This window comes from Nocardia sp. NBC_01388 (genome assembly GCF_045040085.1).
Lineage (GTDB): Bacteria > Actinomycetota > Actinomycetes > Mycobacteriales > Mycobacteriaceae > Nocardia.
In genome coordinates this window covers 345,437-367,917 of the sequence record NZ_CP109553.1, presented here as the reverse complement: position 1 = coordinate 367,917, position 22,481 = coordinate 345,437, and the positions used below count along the sequence as shown (strand labels likewise).

The following is a 22,481-nucleotide window of genomic DNA, read 5'->3' as shown; positions in this document are numbered from 1 at the left end:
AAGGGAAGAGAACAGCAGGGACCGGTGTTGGACCGGGAAACCCGACACGAGAGGACGTCATGGCCACCCAGACACTGACCGAGCAGAACTTCGACGAGACCGTCACCGGGAGTGATGTCGTTCTCGTCGATTTCTGGGCCGCTTGGTGCGGTCCGTGCCGCCAGTTCGCCCCGACCTTCGAAGCGTCCTCGGAGAATCACCCCGACGTCGTCTTCGGCAAGGTGGATACCGAGGCCGAGCAGGGACTCGCCGCTGCTGCCAATATCCGTTCCATCCCCACCCTGATGGCCTTCCGCGAAGGCGTGCTCGTCTTCGCGCAGCCCGGTGCACTGCCGCCGGCCGCGCTGGAGGATCTCATCGGGCAGGTGAAGGCGCTCGATATGGAAGAGGTCCGCAAGCAGCTCGCGGAGCAGCAGGGCGCCGAGCAGGGTGCTGAGCAGTAAGGGAAATCCCCTCGCACAGTACACAATTCACACATTCGAATGCGCCGCACCCTGGAAAGGGTTGCGGCGTATTCGTTTATGCGTCAGGCGAAGGTGTTGATACCGGCGATCATGGCGCGGACAGTGGATTCCGCGCTGTCGCCGGCAAGGGCCGCGCCCCAGCCGCGACGACCGTTGAACTCGCACAGCACGAAGGTGGCGGTGCCGATTTCGGTGCGGCGCTGATGGAATTGCAGGATCTCGATGGGATAGCCCTCGTCGTAGAGCGCCGAGGTGAGTGCGGCGACCGGGCTGCCGGTCGCGGTGACGGTGCGCAGCCGGCCGGCGAACTCCAGGGTCGCGGTGAAATTCGCGGCCCGGAGGTGAGTCCATTCGCTCAGTTTGAGCGCACCCGCATCACGGCAGTAGCGGTCGTAGAACTGGGCGGGGCTCAGGCCGGCGCTCTCGGCCCGCAGAGTAGCGGGGGCAGCGGCGATGAACATGTGGGTATCGATGGTGAGTGTCATTGGACTAGGTCTTCCCGACTCTTCGCAGAATTTGGCAGAGGGGACCAGCACAAGAAAAAGATTCACACGGCCCGCAGCGGGGGGGCCGGTCCGAAATCAGACCCCGCTGCGGCGGAGAACTACGAGTACGCGCGCCACAGCCACCATCGCGGTGAGCGGAACAAGCGCGGCGCGGTCGCGGTCGGCGACATTCTGCGCTGCGCTGCGGCTGTAGGCGGGATTCGGCACGGGACCGAGCATAAGGGCTGATACAGGCATTGGCAACCATATTCGTCTTCGACTCACGGGTAACTTTGCCGCAGGTCATCCGCCTGTGGCGCGCGCCATAGCAACCTCCGTCATCAGCTATAGCAACCTCGGATGCCACAATGGGCAAACCCTGTCGGACTGTCGTTCGAACCCTCCGTGAACTCCGAGGAGCACCTCCGCGATGACCGATCCGAAAATCATGCAGACGATCAACCATCTGTTCGGCTGCCACCGCACCTGCGTCCGCCAGACCGGCGAATCCCTGGATATCGGCGGCGACCACGCCGCCCGCGCCCATATCGCCCAGCTGATGGACTGCGCCGCGCTCTGCCGCCTCACCGCCGACATCCTCGACCGCCGCTCCCCGTGGGCCCTGGAACTGTGCGAGCTCACCGCCAAGGTCTGCACGGCCACCGCCGAAAGCTGCGAACGCCTCGACGAACCCATCGCCGCCCGCACCTGCCGCGAAACCGCCGAGGTAGTCAACCTCCTCGCCACCCAACTCACCGCCGCCCCGTAAACCTGCCCCATTTACCCGCTGACGCCCGAAATGCCCGTCCTCTAGGGCGAATCCGAAGCGCCACACCCGTGCCCGCATTGCCGTCCCACTGACGCTGCATGAATTCACCCCGGCAATCCGGAGCATCACCACCAGGGGCACCGCCAACTCGGCGCGCTCGGTGGACGGACCGGACAGGCCCGCCGATGTGCACGATGTGCACCGCCGGCGCTATCTGCTCGACGGGCACCCGGGCTCACCCGTCATCCCGGCATGCTTGTGGCCGGGATCCGCACCGGCAGCGCTGCAACAGGTTTCGGTGGATCCGGGCCAAAAGGGCGCTGGGATGGCACGGCAATTCGCCACATCAGGAGCGCCTGCCCCAAGTCGCCCCCGGTGGCAGCCCCCCACCACCACGCGCTCGGCTCGCTGAGACGCGACGGAGGCTGGATTTCCGAAAATCGCGGCCAATTCGGTGTCCGCGGGGCACGAAACTCCCTCTTACGCACCGCAGCCCGTGCTCGTCAGAGCACGGGCCGCAAGATCTAGAGGTACGGACACTCAGTGGGCGGCGGAGTCCCAGCTGCGGCCGACGCCGACGGAGACCTCGAGGGGGACCGAGAGTTCGATGGCGTTCGACATGTGTTCGCGGGCAAGGGCTTCGAGTTGCTCGCGTTCGCCGGGGACCACTTCGAAGATGAGTTCGTCGTGGACCTGCAGGAGCATGCGGGATTTCAGGCCGGCGGCGCGGATGGCGCGCTGGACGTCGATCATGGCGACCTTGATGATGTCGGCGGCCGTGCCCTGGATGGGAGCGTTGAGGGCCATGCGCTCGGCGGCCTCGCGGCGCTGGCGATTGCTGGAGTCCAGGTCCGGGAGGTAGCGGCGGCGGCCGAAGAGGGTTTCGGTGTAGCCGGTCTTGCGGGCCTCGTCGACGGCATCGCGCAGGTAGTCGCGAATGGCGCCGAAGCGCTCGAAGTACACATCCATCTGCGCCTTGGCCTCTTCGGCGCTGATCTTCAGCTGCTGCGACAGACCGTAGGCCGACAGACCGTAGGCCAGGCCGTAGGACATGGCCTTGATACGGCGGCGCAATTCCGCGTCGACCGCGGTAATCGGAATGTCGAATGCCTTCGACGCGACGAAATTGTGCAGGTCCTCGCCGGAGTTGAAGGCTTCGATGAGCCCCTCGTCCTTGGACAGGTGCGCCATGATCCGCATTTCGATCTGGCTGTAATCGGCGGTCATGAGCGATTCGAATCCCGGACCCACCACGAAGGTGTCGCGAATACGACGCCCGGTATCGGTGCGGATCGGAATGTTCTGCAGATTCGGCTCGGTGGAGGACAGGCGACCGGTCGCGGCCACCGTCTGATTGAAGGTGGTGTGAATGCGCCCGTCGTCGGCGACCGATTTGAGCAGGCCGTCGACGGTGACCTTGAGGCGCGTGGCATCGCGGTGCTCGAGCATGTGCTGCAGGAACGGGTGCTGAGTCTTCTCGTAGAGGCTCTCCAGCGCATCGGCATCGGTGGTGTAACCGGTCTTGGTGCGCTTGGTCTTCGGCATATCGAGCTCGTCGAACAGCACCACCTGCAGCTGCTTGGGCGAGCCCAGATTGATCTGCTTGCCGATCACGTCGTACGCCGCATTGGCGGCCTCACCGACCCGGTTCGCGAATTCCTGCTGCAGCTCCTCGAGCTGATCGGAATCCACGGCAATGCCCGCGGCCTCCAGATCGGCGAGCACGGTCAGCAGCGGCAGTTCCATATCGCCCAGCAGCGCGGTGGACTCGATGCGCTCGAGTTCCGCGTCGAAGGCGTCGGCGAGGTCGTACACCGCACGCGCACGCAGCATTTCGGCCTGGGCGACCTCGGCGTCGGCCTGATCCTCGTCATCGAGCAGGGAGAGCTGGGTTTCCCCGCCGTCGTCCACGCGCAGTTCCCGGCTCAGGTAGCGCAGCGACAGATCGTCCAGATTGAACGAGCGCTGGCCCGGACGCACCAGATACGCCGCGAGCGCGGTATCGGTGCTGAGCCCGCCCAGCGTCCACTCGCGTCCGCGCAGCGCGTGCATGGCGGATTTGGCCTCGTGCACGGCCTTGAAGGTGTCCGGGTCGGCGAGCCAAGCGCCCAGTGCCGCTTCGTCTTCCGGAGTCAGGGTGTGGACGTCGAGATAACCGCCCTCACCGTCGGCGGCGGCCAGCGCGAGCGCCTTCACATCGCCGTGCACCGGCGTGCCCACGCCCACCACCGAGAGTCCGTGCCGCACACCGGCCTTCGCATGTTCGGCGAGCCAGTCGCCGACGGTGCCGGGCGGCAGTGCCGCGCCGCTGATCTCGAAGCCCGACTCGGCCTCGGGCTCCACCGGCGCGAGCGTGTCGAACAGCCGATCACGCAGCACCCGGAATTCGAGCTCGTCGAAGAGGCGGTGGATCTTGTCCCGATCCCACGGCTGCATACCGAGCTGATCGGGCGTGTACGCCAGCGGCACATCCTTCACCATTTCGGTGAGCTGCCGATTGAGCACCACGCTGGAGAGGTTGGCGCGCAGTGCGTCTCCGACCTTGCCCTTCACCGTGTCGACCTTGTCGACCAGGTTCTCCAGATCACCGTATTCGTTGATCCACTTGGTGGCGGTCTTCTCGCCCACGCCCGGAATGCCCGGCAGGTTATCGCTGGGGTCGCCGCGCAGCGCCGCGAAATCCGGATACTGCGCCGGCGTGAGCCCGTACTTCGCCTCCACCGCGGCCGGGGTGAACCGGGTCAGCTCGGAAACACCCTTCTTCGGGTAGAGCACGGTGACATTGTCATTGACCAGCTGCAGCGCATCGCGGTCACCGGTGACGATCAGCACCCGGAAGCCCTCCGGCACCGCCTGCGTGACCAGCGTCGCGATCACATCGTCGGCTTCGTACCCCTCGATGGCCATGACCGGAATGCCCATTGCCCCCAGTACTTCCTGGGTGGTCTCCACCTGCCCCCGGAACTCATCCGGAGTAGTGGCCCGATTCGCCTTGTACTCCGGATACGCCTCCGTCCGGAATGTCTTGCGACTCACATCGAACGCGGCGGCCACATGCGTGGGCTTCTCGTCCCGCAGCAGGTTGATCAGCATGGCGGTGAACCCGTACACCGCATTGGTGGTCTGCCCGCTCGCCGTCTTGAAGTTCTCCGCGGGCAGCGCGTAGAAGGCGCGATAAGCCAGCGAATGTCCATCCAGCAGCAGTAGCGTCGGCTGCTCGGTGGACACGGCAGCGCCAGATGCGGACGCGGCACTCGGCCGCTGATCGGTAGAGGCAGGGGTCACGGCACAGAGTCTAGGGACGTGCACCGACACGTGCGGGAACCGGGCGCATTCGCCACGCCCAAGCGGACGAACCGGGCGACCCGCGCTCGGTCGGCCGGGGTTTTTGCTGGATAGTGGCCTCGCCGGGAAATGGATTTTCGCCGGAGGGCGCGGGCTGATAATGTAGCCACGCGAGAACCAAGGGGCGTAGCTCAATTGGCAGAGCAGCCGTCTCCAAAGCGGCAGGTTGCAGGTTCGATTCCTGTCGCCCCTGCATGAGACCGGGCCGGTCACCGTCACAGGTGACCGGCCCGAATGCTTTCCGGGGCAGGCTGATTCAGCCGACGCCGAGGTAGGCGGATTTGACCGCCGGATCGTGCAGCAGCTCGCGGCCGTTGCCGGTTTTGGTGACCTCGCCGGTTTCCAGAATGTAGGCGCGGTCGCTGCGAGTCAGGGCCTGCTGGGCGTTCTGCTCGACCAGCAGGACCGTGGTGCCCTGGGCATTGATATCGGCGATGATGCGGAAGATCTGCTGGATGATCATGGGGGCCAGCCCCATCGACGGCTCATCGAGCAGCAGCAGCTTCGGGCGCGCCATCAGGGAGCGGGCAATGGCGACCATCTGCTGCTCACCGCCCGAGAGTGTGCCGCCCACCTGCTTCTGCCGCTCCTTGACGCGCGGGAAGAGCGAGAAGACCCACTCCAGGGTCTGGTTGTAGTCGGCCTTGTTCTTGAAAGGCCTGGAATAGCAACCCATATCGAGGTTTTCCTGGACCGTCATACCCGGGAACACACCGCGTCCCTCGGGCGCCTGGATCAGGCCCAGGCCGACACGTTCGTGCGCTTTCACCCGGGTGATATCGCGGCCGTCGAACAGCACCCGGCCACGCCCCAGCGGGAGCAGCCCGGACAGCGCGCGCATGGTGGTGGTCTTGCCCGCGCCGTTCGCGCCCAGCAGGGTGACCAGTTCACCCGGCGCCACGGACAGCGAAATGCCGTGCAGCGCTTGGATTCTGCCGTAGCTGACCACCATATCGTCGACCTGCAGCAGCGCATCGGGGTCGGCGGGCGGCAGGACTGCCTTCGCAGCCGGCGTCTTGGCGGGGTTCGGCGATGTCACAGGGCTTCACCCATCTCTTCGTCGGGCACGCCCAGGTAGGCGGCGATCACCTTGGGATCCTCCCGGATCTCGGCCGGCAGCCCGTCAGCGATCTTGCGGCCGAACTCCAGCACCACCACCCGATCGGTGACGCCCATGACCAGGCGCATGTCGTGCTCGATCAGCAGCACCGTGAAGCCGTCGTCGCGGATCTTGCGAATGAGATCCATGAGAGCGGACTTCTCCCGCGGATTGAATCCGGCGGCGGGCTCGTCCAGGCACAGCAGTTTCGGTTCGGTGGCGAGCGCGCGCGCGATCTCCAGGCGGCGCTGATCACCGTAGGAGAGATTGCGCGCCTTCTCCACCGCATGCGGGGCGATACCGACGAATTCCAGTAGCGCCATACCCCTTTCGACCGCGTCCCGTTCCTCGCGGCGATGGCGCGCCGTCCGGAATACCGCACCCGGCACGGAGGTCTTGTGCCGTGCGTCGGTGCCCACGACCACATTCTCCAGAGCCGTCATCTCCGAGAAGAGCCGGATGTTCTGGAAGGTGCGGGCAATGCCCAGGCGGGTGATCTCATTGCGCTTGGTCTTGGTGAGCGGTTTGCCGTCGAAGTACACGGTGCCGCCGGACGGGCGGTACACACCGGTGATGGCATTGAAGCAGGTGGTCTTGCCCGCACCGTTCGGCCCGATGAGCCCGAGGATCTCACCGCGGCGAATATCGAAGGTGACATTCTCCAGCGCGGTGAGGCCGCCGAATTTCACGGTGAGCCCGTCGGTGCGCAGCAGCGGCTCGCCCACCCGGGTCTCGATCTCACGGTGCGGCGCAACAACTTCCGCGACCGCCTCGGGGTCCTTGTAGACAGGCAGGACCGCGGTCACATCCAGCGTCCCCGCGCTCGGTTCGAAGTCCGGAGTCCGCGCGTATCCCGCGGCGACATCCTCGTTGTCGAACATCGCATCGCCCGGACCCGGCCCGGTCATCGGTTCGCTCCTGACGTAGCTTCGGCCGTCTCTCCGGGCCGCCGCACGGCCCGCGTGATCTGCCTGCCGTAGGCGAGCAGCTTCTGCCGCACGGGGAACAGCCCCTGCGGCCGGAAAATCATCACAACCACCAGCGTGACACCGTAGAAGAGGTACTTGTAGTCACCGAGCGACTGCCCGCCGATATTCACCGACATGAACCGGTTCGGCAGATAGACGATCAGGAACGCCCCGACGATCACGCCCAGCTTGTTGCCCTGGCCGCCGATCACCACCGCGCACAGGAACAGCATCGAGTTGATGATGTTGAACCCGGTCGGATTGATGAACTGCACCTGACCGGCATACAGCGCACCCGACATACCGCCGATGCCCGCGCCGATCATGAACGCCCACAGTTTGAACTTGAAGGTGGGCACGCCCATCATCTCGGCGGCGTCCTCGTCCTCGCGAATGGCCACCCAGGAGCGGCCCACGCGGCTGCGCTCCAGATTGCCGACGAAGAGCAGGATGAGGACCACGAACAGCATGCCCAGCCAGAACCACCAGGCGCCGGAATTGGCCCGGTCCAGCGGATTCCAGCTGTGTGGCTGCCCCAGATTGCCGGAGGAGAAGTAGCCCTCCGGATGGGAGTCGGAGACCCCGACCCGGGGATACGCGATCCGGGACAGGCCCAGGCTGCCATTGGTGATATCGCCCAGATTGTCGGCGAGCAGTCGCACGATCTCACCGAAGCCGAGGGTCACGATGGCGAGGTAGTCACCGCGCAGCCGCAAGGTCGGCGTGCCCAGGATCAGGCCGGAGACCGCGGTGACGGCAATGGCCAGCGGTACACACACGATCCAGGCCCAGCCGGGCTTCAACCAGCCGTCGGTTTGATTCCACGGGCTGTTGGGACTGGTGAGCAGGCCGACGGTGTACGCGCCGACCGCGTAGAAGCCGACATAGCCGAGGTCGAGCAGACCCGCCTGGCCGACAACAACATTCAGGCCGACGGCGATCAGGGCCGTCATGGCGAACTGCGCCATCACCCCGGAGAAACTGGTGCCCGGAGTATCGAGCAGCGGCACCTTGAACAGCGGCAGCAGGGCGAGCACAGCGATCGCGGGCACACCCACGCTCCACTGCGCCGGGCGCGACAGTCCGTTCCACCAGGTGCGGATCGCATCGCCGACACCCCTTCCGGCGGAAGGTTTTTCGTTCGGTAGTACGGCGTGTGTCATACTCGCGCCCTTCCCAGGCTCTCACCGAGAATGCCGGTCGGACGGAACATGAGCACGGCCACCAGCACCACGAAGGCGACCACGTCACGCCACTGGGTGCCGAACAGAATCTGACCGTAATTCTCGGCCAGGCCGAGCAGCAGACCGCCCAGCAGCGCACCGCGCAGATTGCCGATGCCGCCGAGCACCGCGGCGCTGAAGGCCTTGATGCCCAGGATGAATCCGCCGGAGTAGATGATGCCGTTCGGGATCTTCAGCGTGTACAGCAGTGCGGCGGCGCCGGCCAGCAGACCGCCGAGCAGGAAGGTCAGCATGATGATCCGCTCCCGCGAGACGCCCATCAGGGTCGCGGTGTCCGGATCCTGCGCCACGGCGCGAATGCCGCGGCCGAATTTGGTTCTGTTGATGAGGATTTCGGTGGTGGCGGCCAGGATCACCGCGGCCACGATGATCACCAGGGTTACATTGGTGACCGACGCGCCGAAGATCTTGAACTGCTCGGTGGGCTGCACCAGCATGATCGGCTGCTGCGCATTGGTGCCGCCGATGTTCTTGTTGGTCAGCTTCGGCAGGACGTAGTGCACGGTCTCCTGCAGCACGAACGACATGCCGATCGCGGTGATCAGGAAGATCAGGGGTTTGGCGCCGCGTTTACGCAGCGGCCGATAGGCGACGCGTTCCAGGCCGACCGCGGTCAGGCCGGACACCAGCATGCCGATGACCATGGCCACCAGCAGATATACGACGGTGAGAACGACGCCTTCGGAATAGACATTGCCGCTGGGGCTGAATCCGACCACCATCAGGCCGACATACTGACCGAACATGCCCACCATGAATATTTCCGAATGGGCGAAATTGATCAGCCGGAGCACACCGTAGACGAGGGTGTAACCGACCGCCACCAAGGCGTAGATCGAACCATATGCCAAGCCGTCCACGGTAAGTCGCCAAAACTGGTCGACCACGCCCGAGACGTTGAATTCGATGGACCCGTTGGCAAGCAGAGCCGCATCGGCCAATAGGGATGAAGACATTCAATACTCTCGCCGTAGAGGAAGCGGCGTGCGCCGGGATCGCCGGCACACGCCGCTCCAGAATCGGGGGGTGGCTACTTGACCTGGTACATCCAGATCAGCGCGTTGGACAATTCGCCCTGCGCATTCCACTTGTATTCGCGGGCCAGACCCTGGCCGTCGTAGTTCTTCACGTAGTCGACCAGGTCGGGGCGGGTCACCTTACCGGCGGCAATGCCCTTGAGCACGATGGTGGTGAGGTCGTAGCCCTCGGTCGAGTAGGTGCCGGCGTCATATCCGCTGGAGGCCTTGTAGTCGGTGGCGAATTTGTCCGGCGCCGGACCACAGGGGCACGACAGCAGCGCGTCCTTGGACGAGTTACCGGCCTGCTTCACGAACTCGACGTCCTTGGTGCCGTCATCGGAGATGAAGGTGGACGTCACACCGCCCGAACGCAACTGCTGCACGAACGGGGACGCTTCGGCGTAGTAACCCGCGTAGAAGATGGCGTCCGGCTTGGCGGAAGCCATCTTGGAGACGACCGCCGAGAAGTCCTTGTCACCGGCCTTGACCTGGGCGGCGCAGCTGGAATCCGCGATCGGGCCGAGGCCCTCGGTCAGCGTCTTCGCCAGGCCCGTACCGTAATCGGAGTCGTCCTGCACCACACAGATCTTCTTGTACTTGCCGGTGCCCGCCAGGTACTTGGCGACCGACGGACCCTGCACACCGTCATTGCCGAGGCCGCGGAAGAAGGTCTTCCAGCCGTTGGTGGTGAGGGAGACATTGGTGGCGGACGGTGTCAGCGACAGCAGCCCGGCATCGCTGATGATCTGGCCGGTGGCCTTGGTCTCGCCCGAGAAGGTCGGGCCGATGAGCGCATTGATGCTCGGATCGCTGATGATCGTCGGAATGACCTGGGTGGCCTTCTGCGGATCACCCTCGGTGTCGAACTTCTTGACCGACACCTGGCAGTTCGGATTGGCCTTGTTGTGCTGGTCCAGCGCCAGTTGTACGCCGCGCACAATATTGAGGCCGAGGTTGGCGTTCGGCCCGGTCAGCGGGCCCGCCATGGCGATCGTCTGCGGCGCGCACTTGTCATTGCCGTCGCTGGCCGGATTCGCCGCCGCGGAGTTGTCGGAAGCCGGCACTTCCTTACCGTTGGCGTCGATCTGAACCAGGGGCTGGATCGTCAGATTGCTCGCACCGGCGGCACCGGTGCTGGAATTGTCGGTGGACTTGCTACTACAGCCGGCAGCGCTGAGCGCGAGTACTGCTGCAGCTCCGACGACCACCACCCGGGCCATGCGGCTGTGCCGCAGCGCCGACGTGCGCGTCATTGAACCAAGCACGATTCACCTCTATGTTCTCTACTCCCCGGCTCGCCGAGGAGGGCCGCCCCATCGATCGGCCCGGACAGAACATATCCCCGCAACGTTAGCTCTGCATCACAAACGCATCATCCATGTGACATCGCGACAAACGAATGAGCCCCTCGTGTTGCCGGAATGTAAATCGCATCAGCGCATTCACGGCAACAGAGGGGCAAAGTTCGAGCAAAACGGTCTTACTTGGGTGCCAAATTCTCCAGCACTACCTCGGCGACCGCCTTCATCGTGGTGCGACGGTCCATTGCCGTGCGCTGAATCCACTTGAACGCCTGCGGTTCCGAGAGACCCTGGGTCTGCATGAGCACACCCTTGGCACGCTCCACGAGCTTGCGGGTTTCGAGCCGATCGGCGAGATTCGCGACTTCGCCTTCGAGCGCGGTGATCTCATGGAATCTGCTGACCGCCAATTCGATGGCGGGCACCAGATCCGATTTCGTGAACGGCTTCACCAGATACGCCATCGCACCCGCGTCCCGAGCCCGCTCGACCAGGTCGCGCTGACTGAACGCGGTCAGAATCACCACCGGCGCAAGACGTTTCGACGCGATCTCACCGGCCGCGTCGATACCGTCCCGCCGCGGCATCTTCACATCCATGATCACCAGATCAGGACGCAACTCCTCGGCGAGATCCACGGCCACCTGGCCGTCTCCCGCCTCCCCCACCACCTGATAGCCCTCCTCCGAGAGCATCTCCACCAGGTCCATCCGGATGAGCGCCTCGTCCTCGGCAACCACCACCCGCTTGGGGGCCGATGCCGCGGCATCCTTCTTCGAACCGCCCCCTGCTGTCGTTCCCATAGATGAACCCCTGTCGCTCCGATACCAACACCCGACGGCACACCGGTCCGAAGCCACCCTCAACGGATCGGCACGTACCCGAGTTAACCAAAGAGTACCGTCCACCGCCCGCTACAACCCACGTACCCAGCGCAAACTGACCAGTATCACAACGATGTACTTCTCACCCCCGCCCCGCCGAGCCCCGGTTAGGCCAACCCCCCTCCCACCCGCTATGCTCTTCCAGCGGTGCGCCGAGTTGGCGGAATAGGCAGACGCGACGGTCTCAAAAACCGTTGTCCGAAAGGACGTGTGGGTTCGATTCCCACACTCGGCACCAAGAGTCAGTGGTATTTCCGGTGAGCATGTCTCACCTTCCCCGCACGCCGCAGCGAATACGAGCGCATCCAGGTTGCCGTCCTGTGGAAGTCCGCGGAGTTCCGTCGCCGGAGTGGCCGCTGACAGTGCCAATTGGCAACGCACATAGCCGCTTTCGGGCTGAGCGATTGACGATTCACCACGCGGGACGCAGGATGCATCATGAGCTTCGAGACGGTCGTCTCCGCAACTGTTTTCAGCGTGGCCGTCGTTTCGACAGCAGCCGGGCTCATCGGAGTAACCCTGTCCCGGGCGACTCGCCAGCGGACAGCCCTCGAGCACGCCCGGCAGATAGCGCAGGTGATCGTTGACGCCGACGAGCCGGATGCCGGCTCGGGAGCGGCTCGGCCGCCGTGGCTGGACGGCGATACCGCGAGAGACTCAGTCATGGGCGGCGATCTGGACGCAGCGTGGCGGTCGGTGCGCGAAATGCTCGGCGCGGCAGCCAAAGACGCCGGCGACGCTGCTGCCGCGGTGCCTGCGCAAGCCGCCCACGGCATTACCCGGATCGCTCTCGGGGCTGAAGCAACCGAAACAGCGAACGCAGCGGCGCTGGGGGCGGAATCATCTGATCTTTCCGGCGGAATCGGCAGCGCTGCAACGTCTTCCACCTATATGCCCGGCCGCGATTTGATCGACGAGGTGGACTACAGCGCGCTGCGGCGGGCCGGGGGGACCGCGTCCTTGGGAACTTCCCCGACATTCGAGAAGATCCAGCGGCTGCAAGGATTTGACGGGCAAGTCACCATCGCCACACCGCACGAGGTCGACGCGGCGGTCGCGGCGGGTGGGCAGGAGCTGTTCCGGGGGTTCGAGGAGGATCGCTACGTCGATGCCTTCGTCACCGACCCGGTGCGACCTGGCGGCGGTACCACCGGATCCGGGACGTATGCGTCACCACTGGAGAGCGTCGCACTCCACTACACCGATCCCGCTCGCACACAGGACCTCTCCACACGGCAGGCCCGAGTGGTCCGGATGGCATTGCGCCCCGATGCCAAGAAGATCACGCTCCGCAGACTCGAGTCCGAACGCAACAACACCCTGACGCAGGTCGCCCGTGAGCTACGGGCTGTGCGGAATAAGGCGAACCCCACGGCCGACGACACGGCTCGGTACGCCGCACTCCTGGACAAAGAGCTGGCCTTGGCCGATATCGGCCAATATGGCGCCCTGCGCGGCTGGGACGCCATCGATGGATCGGACACCTGGCGAAACAAGGAATGGGTCGTACTCAACCCGACTGCCCTGTTGATCCAACGCTGAAAACCACCGCCCATTCAGGCGAGCCGCCGATCGGTGTGTCAGGGAAACTGCACAACCGCCTCCACGCTGCCCCAGGAGCTGTCACTCCTGTGTCCGAGTCCGGTTCAGCCGGATTCGGACGGCGTGAATCCTCCTGCGGTGCAGGATCATCCACGCACGCGGCAGTTGGTCGCTGCCTCACGAGTACTCCGCGAGCGTGGGCGGGGTGTCCACCATTCCGCAGCTGCGCAGATCCGAGGCGGTGAAGGTGTCGTCGGCTCGAGGGCCGAGCAAGATGCGGAGGAGGTCTTCGAGGAGGTCCAGGTGGGCTTCCTTGGAGAGGGTCAGGAGTTTGTCGATGCGGGTGGAGGCCAGGACGACGCGTTTGCCCGGATCGCCTGCGGCTTCCAGGGAGCGCAGGAGCAGGCCCGCTTCGGGGTGGCCGGGGGTGCGCAGGGCCAGGCAGGACAGGACTGTGCTCTTGAAGTGCATGAACAGCACTGTCCCGCGCGGGATTTCGACCATGTTCTTCATATTCAGCTCGAGGCCGAAGAGTTCCTCGAGTGCGCCGAGGAGGCGTTCGCGGTGGATGCGGAGGGCGGCGTTGTAGGCGGAGTTGTCCTGGTGGTAACCGCCGATCGGGTCGGACCAATTCGCTTGCGCGAGAACATAGGTCTCGGCGAAGTCTCGCAGGCGGTATGTGCGCGGGGTGGCGGCGGTAGCGGAGCTCACGTACCGGAGGGTAGCCAGCGGACGGGCCTCGCCGCATGCCAATGGCGCGACTGTCGACCGAACCGGCCGAACCGGAACGCTTATGCGAGGTCGTTGTCCTGCAGGAACCGGAACCAGCCGGCCGGATCGGTCAGATCGGCGGCGCTGACGAATTCGCCGTAGCGCGGGCCGATCATGCACTCGTCGAAGAAGGTCAGCAGATCCGGCGCGATGATGCGGGTGGTGTCCACTTCGCCCGGGCGCGAGAACTGATGGTCGGCGAACATGACCTCGCCGGTGATGAGCGAGACCAGGAATTTGTCGTCGGCGACCGATCCGACCGCGAGCCAGTGCTCGTCGTCGCGGTGCGCCCAGCCGTGCGGGTCCATGATCTCGCCCTTGTCGAAGGTCTGGAACAGGCTGATACGCCCCGACTTCGGATGCGCGGTGATCCGGTACAGCTCCACCATGGCGCGGGGCAGGGTCAGCTCGTCGAGCCCGGCCCGCGCCTCGGCCGGGAGATGCCCGGAGGCGAAGTAGTACTCCATCGTCCGGTGATAGCCCGCGAGCTGATCGGCATCGTGCAGTTCGACGCCGGGCGGGAATTCGGCCCGGAGGTAGCGGCCACGCGACAGCACGGACCGCAGCCGGTCCACCTTCTCGGAAACCTCTACGAAGAGCGCACTCACCGGCAAGACACTACGGACCGGGCATCAGGCGGTGTGTAGGGCCGTCTCGAGCGGCCATATCGACTGCGTAAATGGCCGTCGAACCGGATAAGCGGGATAATTCGTATAACCGCACAGGCCGAGTACACGGCCGCGGCGATGTGGAGGTCCCGCATGCGGGTCAACAGGGTGACGGCAGATCTGTCCGAGTACCCGGATCTGGTTGTCATACTGCTCGGGATGCGGGTGCATCGGCCGCGCGGAATCCTGCGGCTGATCGGTGTGGGCCCCAAGCTGTACCGCTCGCACGCGGACCGGCCGGACGGATTGCTCTCACACGAGGATGTGGTGTGGTCGCTGTTCCCACCGCACTGGGGCGCCCGGCAATACTGGCGCGATCTGGATAGTCTCGAGCGCTGGACCCGTTCCGAACCGCACCGGATCTGGTGGCGGGAATTCCTGAAGAACTCCGGCGGCACCGGTTTCTGGCACGAGGCGTATTTCGCACGCGGCGGAATCGATTCGGTCTACGACGATATGGCTCCGGTGGCCGGACTGACCCGATTCGCACCGACGGTGCCCGCGCGCGGGCGGCTCTTCTCCACGCGCCAGCGAGTGCGCGGAGCAGCACCGGAGGTGGCCTCGGTGGTTACGGAGAGCTCGTATTACGAACAGCAGGCGACCGACACTCAGCGACCGGATGAACTTCCCGGTCGAACCGTGTGACAAACCCTTCCAGGCATTTTCGTCACCGAATCGTGAGCATAGGTTGGGCGAATGCATGTGCTCTTCGTGTGCAGCGGAAACGTTTGCAGGTCTGTCATCGCCGAGCGCCTCACGCTGGCGGTGGCCGCCGAACACGGGCTACAGGAGCTATCCGCCGAAAGCGCGGGCGTGCGGGCGCTGGTCGGCTTCCCGGCGGAACCGCTTGCCGCGCAAACCATTGCCGGACTCGGCGGCGACGCGAGTGGTTTCAAGGCCCGCCGGCTGAAACCGGAGATGGTGCATCGCGCCGATCTGGTGCTCACCATGACCGAGAAGATTCGCGATCAGGTGCGGGAGCAGACGCCCGAGGCCCTCGCGCGCACCTTCACGCTGCTGGAGGCGTACCGGATCGCGAAGGTCAGCGGTGCGCGCACGGTGGTCGGCCTGCATGCCGCCCGCGACGATCTCGCCTATGTGGGACGCGAGAACATCTCGGACCCGGTCGGTCTCAAGGCGCAGCAGTTCTGCGAGGTCGGCGATCGCATTGCCGAGGCGCTGGTGCCGCTGCTGCTGGCCCTGCACGCGCATCAGCATCCGGAGGCCACCATCCGGCCCCGCGCCACGACCGCCGGCGCGACGCGCCCGGCCCTGCTCGTCCTGCCGGGTGGACGCGCCGATACGGGCGAATTGCCCAAGCGGTCAATCGAACCCACCCATCATGCGGCGGAATCCGCCGGGTAGGAGCACATTCCGCGATTTTCGGAACCCCTTACCTATTCCACTTCGGCGTAACCGGGATTACGCTGGACCCAGCGTGTCAATACACCTGTCTGCCCGCTAAGTCCGGTAAGGGATTACACTTCCGCGCGGAACACCACCGCCGGTGGTTCGACACAGGAACAGGACTCAGACATGCCGAAGCGAATTTCGGATGTTTCGCTCCATGTTTACGTGACACCGCAGACCCTCCACCGCGTCACCGAAACGGTGTGCCGCGTCGTGGATGAGTACGTGGACGATCGCGACATCTTCGCCTGGCGCTTCACCCTTCCGGTGGAGTGCGACGATCCCACCCATACGGTTCTCGAAACCCAGTGGCGCCTGGACAATCCTGACGCCGACCCGGGCGAGCGCCGTACCTACGAGATAGCGCTCAGCCTGGTCGGTGACTCCCGCCAGCTCACCAAGGCGGGTATCGCACGGCTGGAACAGCGGCTCATTCTCGGCCTGTCCGCCGACGAGCCGATCCCCTATATCGTGCACGCACTGCAGCGCGAGAACTTCGAGCTGGAAGAGAACCGCGAACTCATCTGAGCCGCGCGGATCCGCACACAAGTCAGGCCGCACCCATGTGGGTCCGGCCTGATTTTCGCGTGCTCGAGCTCAGCTATCCCCGCGCCGGGAAGTGGCGAATCACGCCCTCCTGCACCGTGGTCGCGAGCAGTTCGCCGCCGCGCGCGTAGAAGTGCCCGCGGGCCAGCCCGCGCGATCCGGCGGCCACCGGCGATTCGGTGGCGTACAGCGCCCAGTCGTCGAACCGGAACGGCCGATGGAACCAGATGGAGTGATTGACCGTGGCCGCGATAATGCGGTCCAGCCCCCAGGACAGCCCGTGCGTGGTGATGATCGAATCGAGCACCGTGGTGTCCGACGAGTACGCCAGCGCCGCAACGTGGATCAGCGGATCGTCGGGCAGCCGCCCGTCGGCGCGCATCCACACCCGATTGTGATTGAGCTTCTCCCCCGTGCCCTTGAGGATCCAGGCCGGATCGTTCGTGTACCGCATATCGATGGGATGCGGTGCCTTCACGAACATTTCGAGTTTGTCCTCCAGCCCGGCGAAGGACTCCTCCACGCGCGGGAGGGTTTCCGGGTCGGCGACATCCGGCAGCGGGGTCCCGTGCTCCAGACCCTTGCCCGAATCCTGGAAGGCCGCCAGCATGACGAACAGTTCCTGTTCGTCCTGGACGGCCGTCACCGTGCGATTGGCGAACGAGCGCCCGTCGCGATGCCGGTCGACGTGGTATTCGATCGGCTTCTTGGGGTCGCCGCCGCGCACGAAGTGCGCATTGACGGCGTGCACCGGGCGACCGGGTCCCACCGTGCGCCCGGCGGCGATGATCGCCTGCGAAACCAGCTGACCGCCGAACGTCCGGCTCCACACCTTCGAAGGGTGCTGACCGATGAAGATGTCCGGCCCGTGCTCCTCGAGATCGAGCAGTTCGAGCAGTACTTGCAGATCAGCGGACGGGCCGGCGACGGAGTCGTCCGAACCCGAAACAGCTTCGCCTAGCGATGCACTCACCTAGTGGTCCTCCTCGCCGATACGGTGGACGTGAATCATATTGGTGGAGCCCACGGTACCCGGCGGGGACCCGGCCACGATGACGACCAGATCGCCCTTCTTGTAGCGGCCGATCGACAGCAGGGCGGAATCGACCTGGTGGATCATCTCGTCGGTGGTGCCCACCGGCGGCACGATGAAGGTTTCGGTACCCCAGGTCAGCGCCAGCTGATTGCGGATCACCGGATTCGGGGTGAAGGCCAGCAGCGGCAGCGGGGTGTGCAGGCGGGCCAGGCGGCGCACGGTATCACCGGACTGTGTAAAGGCCACCAGCGCTTTGGCATTGAGCCGCTCGCCGATATCGCGGGCGGCGTAGGAGATGACGCCCCGCTTGGTGCGCGGCACGTGGGTCAGCGGCGGCACCCGGGTGGAGGATTCGGACTCCACGGCGTGCACGATGCGGGCCATGGTGCGCACGGTCTCGATCGGGTAGTCGCCGACCGAGGTCTCACCCGAGAGCATGACCGCGTCGGCGCCGTCGAGCACCGCATTGGCGACATCGGAGGCCTCGGCGCGGGTGGGCCGCGAGTTGGTGATCATGGACTCCAGCATCTGGGTCGCCACGATCACCGGCTTGGCATTCTCGCGGGCCATCTGGATGGCCCGCTTCTGCACCAGCGGCACCTGCTCGAGCGGCAGTTCCACGCCGAGGTCGCCACGCGCCACCATGATGGCGTCGAAGGCCAGCACGATGGCCTCCAAATTGTCGATGGCCTCAGGCTTTTCGAGCTTGCCGATAATCGGCACCCGGCGGCCGACCCGGTCCATGATCTCGTGCACCAGCTCGACATCGGACGGGGAGCGCACGAAGGACAGCGCGATGAAGTCGACGCCGAGCTGCAGCGCGAATTCCAGGTCCTCGATGTCCTTTTCGGACAGCGCCGGCACGGAGACGTCCATACCGGGCAGCGAGACGCCCTTGTTGTTGGAGACCGGGCCGCCCTCGGTGACGCGGCAGACCACGTCGTTGCCGTCGACGCGTTCGACGGTCAGTCCGATCTTGCCGTCGTCGACCAGCAGGCGGTCACCGGCCTTGGCGTCGTTCGCGAGCTCGCGGTAGGTGGTGGAGACACGGTCGTGGGTTCCCACGATGTCGTCGACGGTGATTCGAATTTCCTCACCGGTCGCCCAGACGGTCTTGTTCTCGATGAATCGGCCCAGTCGAATCTTCGGTCCCTGCAGATCGGCGAGAATGCCGACCGTGCGGCCGAGTAGATCGCTTGCTTGGCGTACCTTTTTGTAATTCTCGGCGTGGTCGGAGTGTTCGCCATGGCTGAAATTCAGCCGCGCCACATCCATACCACTCTCGACGAGTTCACGAATTCGGTCCTCCGACGACACCGCCGGGCCCATTGTGCACACAATCTTCGTTCGTCGCATCACATCATCAACCCTAGACCTGCGCTCATCGTCCCGCTGACCGGGCACGCGAAGTTTGCCGAACGTTCCAGCTAACTGCCGGTCAGCGCGCTACATGGCGGGCGAGCCGGGTCTCCAGGCGGGTCTGGCCGAAGCCCAGGAACAGGCATATTACCCAGTAGTAGAGTGCCGCAACGCCGTAGAGGGCGAAGAAGTCGAAGGTGGGCGCGGCGGCCAGCTGCGCGGTGCGCAACAACTCGGTGACCAGAATCGTGGACGCCAGCGAGGTGTCCTTCACCAACGAGATCAAGGTGTTCGACAGCGGCGGCACGGCAATACGCGACGCCTGCGGAAGGATGATCAATCGCAAAGCCTGCGAATAGGTCATACCAACCGCATAGGACGCCTCCCACTGCCCGTGTGCCACCGAAAGAATGGCGGCGCGAATGATCTCCGCCGCATACCCGCCGACATTGAGGCTGAAGGCGATGACCGCCGCCGGGAACGGGTCGATGAGGATATGGAACTGCGGCAGCGCGTAGAAGATGATGAACAGCTGGACAAGCAGCGGGGTACCGCGAATGACCGAAATGTAGAACCGGGCCGCCGCCGACAGCAGCCGCAGCTTCGACATGCGGGCCAGCGCCACGAACAGCGCCAGCACCAAGCCGATCACGAAGCTGACCGCGGTCAGCGGCAGCGTCTGTTTGAGCGTGGCCTCCAGCATCGGCCAGAGGTTCTGCCGGATCAGCGCCCAGGTATCCGGATCCATCGTCGAGTCGCCCTCGAATCTCGGTGTGGCCCTTACTTGCTGACGTCGGTGCCGAAGTACTTCTCGGAGATCTTGGCGAGGGTGCCGTCCGAGCGCAGCTGATCCAGTGCGGTATTGATCTGGTCGATCAACTGCTGGGAATCCTTGCGCGCGGCGAAGGCCTGCTGGCTGGTCTCACCGGTCTTGCCGGCCACGTGCACGCCGGTGTCGCCGGTCTTCTTGCTGTACTCGCCGACGGCCAGGGTGTCGTTCACGGTGGCATCGACGCGGCCGTTCTTGAGCAGCTGAATGGCCTGCACGAAGCCCTCCACACCCTCGACCTTGCAGCCGGCGCCGGAGGCGACCTTGCTCCAATTGCTGGTGGAGGACTGGGCGCAGGTCTTGCCGTTCAGATCGGCCAGCGCGTGAATGCCCGCGTTGTCGGTCTTGGTGACGATGACGCCCTCGGAGGTGGTGTACGGCTGCGAGAGCGAATACTTCTGCGCGCGTTCGGGATTGACGGTCACCTGATTGGCGACGAGATCGAAGCGCTTGGACTCCAGGCCCGCGAAGATGGCGTCCCACGGCGTCTGCACGAATTCGACCTTGCGGCCCATCTTGTCGCCGACGGCCTTGATGACCTCGACGTCGTAGCCGGTGAGAGTGCCACCGTCCTGATAGCTGAACGGTGAGTAGGTGCCCTCGGTGCCGACCTTCAACACGTTGGGGTCGTTGCTGCTACTGCTACACGCGGTGAGCCCCGCGGTGGCGGCGACAATGGCGAGCACGGCGGCGAACAGCTTACGGCGCACGGGCGACTACCTCTCCTCGAGCGTGGCGCGACCACGCGGCAGACAACCGACAAAGGGTACGCCAGAAACCGGCTGTGTCTAATTGCCCCTCCGCTTCGCTCCGGGGCGGGTTCGCGGCCCCGAGTCCCGGTTCTTCCCTCCTCCGCTCCTCCGCTTCGCTCCCCCGCTCCGTCAGTCCAGACCCGGGACGGCCGCGAACCGACAGAGTGGGGCGATTGAGACGTCAGTCCTTGAGGGGACGGCCCTGCAGGTCCGGGACCTTGCCGGTGAGGATCATGATGCCGTCGATGAGGGCCCAGATGCCGCAGCCGCCGCACGTAAGCAGCTGCAGCACACCGATGGTGGTGTAGCCGAGGTAGAAGCGGCCGATGCCGAAACCGCCGCACAGCAGCTGCAGCAGGCCCGCGGTCAGCTTGCTCTTGTCCGAGAACGGCACGCCGTAGATGTCGCGGCCGTACGGGGCCTCCGCATCCGCGCCGTACGGCATGGGCTGGCCGAATCCCGGCTGCGGCTGACCGTACGCGGGCTGCTGACCGTACGGCTGCTGGCCGTAGCCGGGCTGCTGCGGCTGCCCGTATCCCGGCTGCTGGCCGTAACCGGGCTGCTGCTGGTCATATCCGGGCCGGCCGTATCCCGGCTGCTGCGGCTGCCCGTACGGCTGCGGCGGCTGCTGTCCGTACTGCGGGCCGGTGCCGGGCGCGCCGTACTGCGGGCCGCCCTGCTCCGGTTGCTTGTTGAATGGGTCCGTCACTCGAGTCCTCCTGAATCGCGGGCCGCACGGCCCCCATGTGCTGAACCCGCCGTGCGAATCTCGATACGCGGCGGTCAGGAGTCATTCTTGCCGGAAGAGACCGGTTTCGTCGCCTCGGATGTGACCGCCGGCTCGGAATCGCCGGATTCGGAAGGGTTATCGCCGTCCGGCGCGGATTCGTTGCCGGCCGAAGGGGATTCAGACTCGGACGAATCAGACTTTCCCAGGTCTACGGACTGCTCTTCGGTCTCGCCTTCCGCTCCGGCCTCCGACTCGGACGTCCGGGCTTCGGCGGCCGCCGACTCCGCTGTCGCCCCGGTGCGCTCGGCGCCGTAGGCGCGCAGTGCGCCGAACTGCCACGGCAGCGGCCGGTACACACCCGCCTGCACCTGCTCGGGCGTCTCGCGGCCCTTGGTCGCGAAGATGAAATACGCGACGGCACAGACGAACACGATCGCCGAGGTGAAGGTGTTCACGCGCAGACCCAGAATGTGGGTGGCCTCGTCATCGCGCAGCAACTCCACGAAGAAGCGGCCGAAGCAGTAGACGGCCACGTACAGCGCGAAGAGCCGCCCATGCCCGATCCGGAATTTACGATCGAGCAGGATCAGCGCGGCAACGCCCAGCAGATTCCACACCAGCTCGTAGAGGAAGGTCGGCTGCACGATCTTCTCGGCCGCACCGCTGGCGATGCCGTTCATCATGTCCAGCCCGCCGTTCTTGTCGAAGCGCTGGTAGATCTCCAGGCCCCACGGCATGGTGGTCTCGCGGCCGTACAGTTCCTGGTTGAAGTAGTTGCCGAACCTGCCGATCGCCTGCGCCAGCAGAATGCCGGGCGCGATGGCATCAGCGAAGGCAGGCAGGGGAATTCGGTAGATCCGGCAGCCGATCCAAGCCCCGACGCCGCCCAGCAGCACCGCACCCCAGATACCCAGGCCGCCCTGCCAGATCTTGAGCGCGTCGAGCGGATGGCCGCCGGCGAGGAAATACTTCTGATAATCGGTGGCCACATGGTAGAGCCGTCCGCCGACCAGCCCGAACGGCACCGCGAACATGGCGACATCGAGCACCATGCCCGCCTGCCCGCCACGCTGCTGCCACCGCTTCTCGCCCCACCAGATGGCGGCGATGATGCCGATGATGATGCAGATGGCGTAGGCGCGCAACGGGAACGGGCCGATGTCCCATACGCCGCGGGGCGGACTGGGAATGTAGGCCAGCACGTCGGAGGCCGAAACATTGTCGGCCAGGGCTCGTATGGTCACGCGCCCACCGTAGCGG

General features: G+C 65.2%; 23 protein-coding genes and 2 tRNA genes. 8 read left to right on the top strand and 17 right to left on the bottom strand.

The annotated features are described in order from the left end of the window. Positions 1-59 precede the first annotated feature (59 nt). Positions 60-443 carry a thioredoxin gene (gene trxA, locus OG716_RS01730; protein ID WP_327140836.1) on the top strand — a complete coding sequence of 128 codons (384 nt, stop codon included), beginning with the start codon at positions 60-62 and terminating at the stop codon, positions 441-443. Positions 444-526: 83 nt separating this feature from the next. Here trxA and OG716_RS01725 read toward each other — a convergent pair whose 3' ends face one another. After that, positions 527-949, bottom strand: coding sequence for a 2-keto-3-deoxygluconate kinase (locus OG716_RS01725; protein WP_405135956.1), 423 nt, complete (start codon positions 947-949; stop codon positions 527-529). 96 nt (positions 950-1,045) lie between these two features. Beyond that, positions 1,046-1,177 carry a hypothetical protein gene (locus OG716_RS01720; RefSeq protein ID WP_297618851.1) on the bottom strand — a complete coding sequence of 44 codons (132 nt, stop codon included), beginning with the start codon at positions 1,175-1,177 and terminating at the stop codon, positions 1,046-1,048. Positions 1,178-1,379: 202 nt separating this feature from the next. On the opposite strand from OG716_RS01720, the gene OG716_RS01715 reads away from it, so the two are divergent. Then, on the top strand, positions 1,380-1,718 hold the full coding sequence (locus OG716_RS01715; RefSeq protein WP_327140839.1) for a four-helix bundle copper-binding protein: 339 nt from the start codon (positions 1,380-1,382) through the stop codon (positions 1,716-1,718). Between the two features lie 540 nt (positions 1,719-2,258). Here OG716_RS01715 and polA read toward each other — a convergent pair. Continuing rightward, positions 2,259-5,003: a DNA polymerase I gene (gene polA / locus OG716_RS01710; RefSeq protein ID WP_405135955.1), complete on the bottom strand. Its 2,745-nt coding sequence runs from the start codon at positions 5,001-5,003 to the stop codon at positions 2,259-2,261. A 180-nt stretch (positions 5,004-5,183) separates the two neighbouring features. Between polA and OG716_RS01705 the strand changes: the two genes are divergently transcribed. Then, a tRNA-Trp gene (locus OG716_RS01705) sits at positions 5,184-5,256 on the top strand. A gap of 63 nt (positions 5,257-5,319) precedes the next feature. On the opposite strand, the gene OG716_RS01700 is transcribed toward OG716_RS01705, so the two are convergent. The 6 genes from OG716_RS01700 to OG716_RS01675 all read right to left on the bottom strand — a co-directional run bounded on the left by OG716_RS01700 (position 5,320) and on the right by OG716_RS01675 (position 11,497). After that, the gene (locus tag OG716_RS01700; RefSeq protein WP_405139453.1) at positions 5,320-6,015 is read right to left on the bottom strand and encodes an ABC transporter ATP-binding protein; all 696 of its coding nucleotides are present in this window, start codon (positions 6,013-6,015) and stop codon (positions 5,320-5,322) included. Between the two features lie 83 nt (positions 6,016-6,098). After that, positions 6,099-7,070, bottom strand: coding sequence for an ABC transporter ATP-binding protein (locus tag OG716_RS01695; protein WP_405135954.1), 972 nt, complete (start codon positions 7,068-7,070; stop codon positions 6,099-6,101). Beyond that, a complete protein-coding gene (locus OG716_RS01690) occupies positions 7,067-8,293 on the bottom strand; it encodes a branched-chain amino acid ABC transporter permease (protein ID WP_327140842.1) in 1,227 nt (408 codons plus the stop codon). Before OG716_RS01690 ends, OG716_RS01695 begins: the two co-directional genes overlap by 4 nt. Continuing rightward, positions 8,290-9,330 (bottom strand): branched-chain amino acid ABC transporter permease, encoded by a 1,041-nt coding sequence (locus OG716_RS01685; protein ID WP_327140843.1) that lies wholly within the window; start codon positions 9,328-9,330, stop codon positions 8,290-8,292. The genes OG716_RS01690 and OG716_RS01685 overlap by 4 nt, the downstream gene beginning before the upstream one ends. Positions 9,331-9,404: 74 nt before the next feature. Continuing rightward, positions 9,405-10,646: a branched-chain amino acid ABC transporter substrate-binding protein gene (locus tag OG716_RS01680; RefSeq protein ID WP_405135953.1), complete on the bottom strand. Its 1,242-nt coding sequence runs from the start codon at positions 10,644-10,646 to the stop codon at positions 9,405-9,407. 227 nt (positions 10,647-10,873) lie between these two features. Next, a complete protein-coding gene (locus OG716_RS01675) occupies positions 10,874-11,497 on the bottom strand; it encodes an ANTAR domain-containing response regulator (protein WP_297618871.1) in 624 nt (207 codons plus the stop codon). Between the two features lie 232 nt (positions 11,498-11,729). Here OG716_RS01675 and OG716_RS01670 point away from each other — a divergent pair. Beyond that, positions 11,730-11,816: transfer RNA gene (locus OG716_RS01670), tRNA-Leu, on the top strand. Between the two features lie 200 nt (positions 11,817-12,016). After that, positions 12,017-13,120, top strand: a complete 1,104-nt coding sequence (locus OG716_RS01665) for a hypothetical protein (RefSeq protein ID WP_405135952.1) — start codon at positions 12,017-12,019, stop codon at positions 13,118-13,120. Between the two features lie 177 nt (positions 13,121-13,297). Here the strand turns inward: OG716_RS01665 and OG716_RS01660 are convergent, their stop codons facing one another. Continuing rightward, positions 13,298-13,831, bottom strand: a complete 534-nt coding sequence (locus tag OG716_RS01660) for a hypothetical protein (RefSeq protein ID WP_405135951.1) — start codon at positions 13,829-13,831, stop codon at positions 13,298-13,300. An 80-nt stretch (positions 13,832-13,911) separates the two neighbouring features. Continuing rightward, the gene (locus OG716_RS01655; protein WP_405135950.1) at positions 13,912-14,499 is read right to left on the bottom strand and encodes a hypothetical protein; all 588 of its coding nucleotides are present in this window, start codon (positions 14,497-14,499) and stop codon (positions 13,912-13,914) included. Positions 14,500-14,652: 153 nt separating this feature from the next. Here OG716_RS01655 and OG716_RS01650 point away from each other — a divergent pair, with 153 nt between their 5' ends. The 3 genes from OG716_RS01650 to OG716_RS01640 all read left to right on the top strand — a co-directional run bounded on the left by OG716_RS01650 (position 14,653) and on the right by OG716_RS01640 (position 16,497). After that, on the top strand, positions 14,653-15,204 hold the full coding sequence (locus tag OG716_RS01650; protein ID WP_405135949.1) for a monooxygenase family protein: 552 nt from the start codon (positions 14,653-14,655) through the stop codon (positions 15,202-15,204). Between the two features lie 51 nt (positions 15,205-15,255). Further along, positions 15,256-15,924, top strand: a complete 669-nt coding sequence (locus OG716_RS01645; RefSeq protein WP_405135948.1) for a low molecular weight phosphatase family protein — start codon at positions 15,256-15,258, stop codon at positions 15,922-15,924. 171 nt (positions 15,925-16,095) lie between these two features. Further along, on the top strand, positions 16,096-16,497 hold the full coding sequence (locus OG716_RS01640) for a hypothetical protein (RefSeq protein WP_355128557.1): 402 nt from the start codon (positions 16,096-16,098) through the stop codon (positions 16,495-16,497). Positions 16,498-16,570: 73 nt separating this feature from the next. Here the strand turns inward: OG716_RS01640 and OG716_RS01635 are convergent, their stop codons facing one another. The 6 genes from OG716_RS01635 to lgt all read right to left on the bottom strand — a co-directional run bounded on the left by OG716_RS01635 (position 16,571) and on the right by lgt (position 22,465). After that, positions 16,571-17,488, bottom strand: coding sequence for an acyl-CoA thioesterase (locus tag OG716_RS01635; RefSeq protein WP_405135947.1), 918 nt, complete (start codon positions 17,486-17,488; stop codon positions 16,571-16,573). Continuing rightward, entirely contained in the window at positions 17,489-18,910 is a 1,422-nt protein-coding gene (gene pyk / locus OG716_RS01630) for a pyruvate kinase (protein WP_355128559.1), read from the bottom strand. A gap of 79 nt (positions 18,911-18,989) precedes the next feature. Further along, on the bottom strand, positions 18,990-19,658 hold the full coding sequence (locus OG716_RS01625; RefSeq protein WP_405135946.1) for an amino acid ABC transporter permease: 669 nt from the start codon (positions 19,656-19,658) through the stop codon (positions 18,990-18,992). Between the two features lie 32 nt (positions 19,659-19,690). Beyond that, complete coding sequence (locus OG716_RS01620) at positions 19,691-20,449, bottom strand: amino acid ABC transporter substrate-binding protein (protein ID WP_405135945.1); 759 nt, start codon at positions 20,447-20,449, stop codon at positions 19,691-19,693. 223 nt (positions 20,450-20,672) lie between these two features. Next, positions 20,673-21,200: a TM2 domain-containing protein gene (locus OG716_RS01615; RefSeq protein ID WP_405135944.1), complete on the bottom strand. Its 528-nt coding sequence runs from the start codon at positions 21,198-21,200 to the stop codon at positions 20,673-20,675. Between the two features lie 74 nt (positions 21,201-21,274). Further along, complete coding sequence (gene lgt, locus OG716_RS01610; protein ID WP_405135943.1) at positions 21,275-22,465, bottom strand: prolipoprotein diacylglyceryl transferase; 1,191 nt, start codon at positions 22,463-22,465, stop codon at positions 21,275-21,277. Positions 22,466-22,481 lie beyond the last annotated feature (16 nt).

What these genes read in the sequence shown, in the direction of transcription:
- OG716_RS01675 (WP_297618871.1), bottom strand. Translation starts at nt 11,497, where the DNA reads ATGGGAACGACAGCAGGGGGCGGTTCGAAGAAGGATGCCGCGGCATCG.
- trxA (WP_327140836.1), top strand. Translation starts at nt 60, where the DNA reads ATGGCCACCCAGACACTGACCGAGCAGAACTTCGACGAGACCGTCACC.
- OG716_RS01695 (WP_405135954.1), bottom strand. Translation starts at nt 7,070, where the DNA reads ATGACCGGGCCGGGTCCGGGCGATGCGATGTTCGACAACGAGGATGTC.
- OG716_RS01690 (WP_327140842.1), bottom strand. Translation starts at nt 8,293, where the DNA reads ATGACACACGCCGTACTACCGAACGAAAAACCTTCCGCCGGAAGGGGT.
- OG716_RS01700 (WP_405139453.1), bottom strand. Translation starts at nt 6,015, where the DNA reads ATGGTGGTCAGCTACGGCAGAATCCAAGCGCTGCACGGCATTTCGCTG.
- OG716_RS01665 (WP_405135952.1), top strand. Translation starts at nt 12,017, where the DNA reads ATGAGCTTCGAGACGGTCGTCTCCGCAACTGTTTTCAGCGTGGCCGTC.
- OG716_RS01650 (WP_405135949.1), top strand. Translation starts at nt 14,653, where the DNA reads ATGCGGGTCAACAGGGTGACGGCAGATCTGTCCGAGTACCCGGATCTG.
- OG716_RS01645 (WP_405135948.1), top strand. Translation starts at nt 15,256, where the DNA reads ATGCATGTGCTCTTCGTGTGCAGCGGAAACGTTTGCAGGTCTGTCATC.
- OG716_RS01640 (WP_355128557.1), top strand. Translation starts at nt 16,096, where the DNA reads ATGCCGAAGCGAATTTCGGATGTTTCGCTCCATGTTTACGTGACACCG.
- OG716_RS01625 (WP_405135946.1), bottom strand. Translation starts at nt 19,658, where the DNA reads ATGGATCCGGATACCTGGGCGCTGATCCGGCAGAACCTCTGGCCGATG.
- OG716_RS01685 (WP_327140843.1), bottom strand. Translation starts at nt 9,330, where the DNA reads ATGTCTTCATCCCTATTGGCCGATGCGGCTCTGCTTGCCAACGGGTCC.
- OG716_RS01725 (WP_405135956.1), bottom strand. Translation starts at nt 949, where the DNA reads ATGACACTCACCATCGATACCCACATGTTCATCGCCGCTGCCCCCGCT.
- OG716_RS01715 (WP_327140839.1), top strand. Translation starts at nt 1,380, where the DNA reads ATGACCGATCCGAAAATCATGCAGACGATCAACCATCTGTTCGGCTGC.
- OG716_RS01680 (WP_405135953.1), bottom strand. Translation starts at nt 10,646, where the DNA reads ATGACGCGCACGTCGGCGCTGCGGCACAGCCGCATGGCCCGGGTGGTG.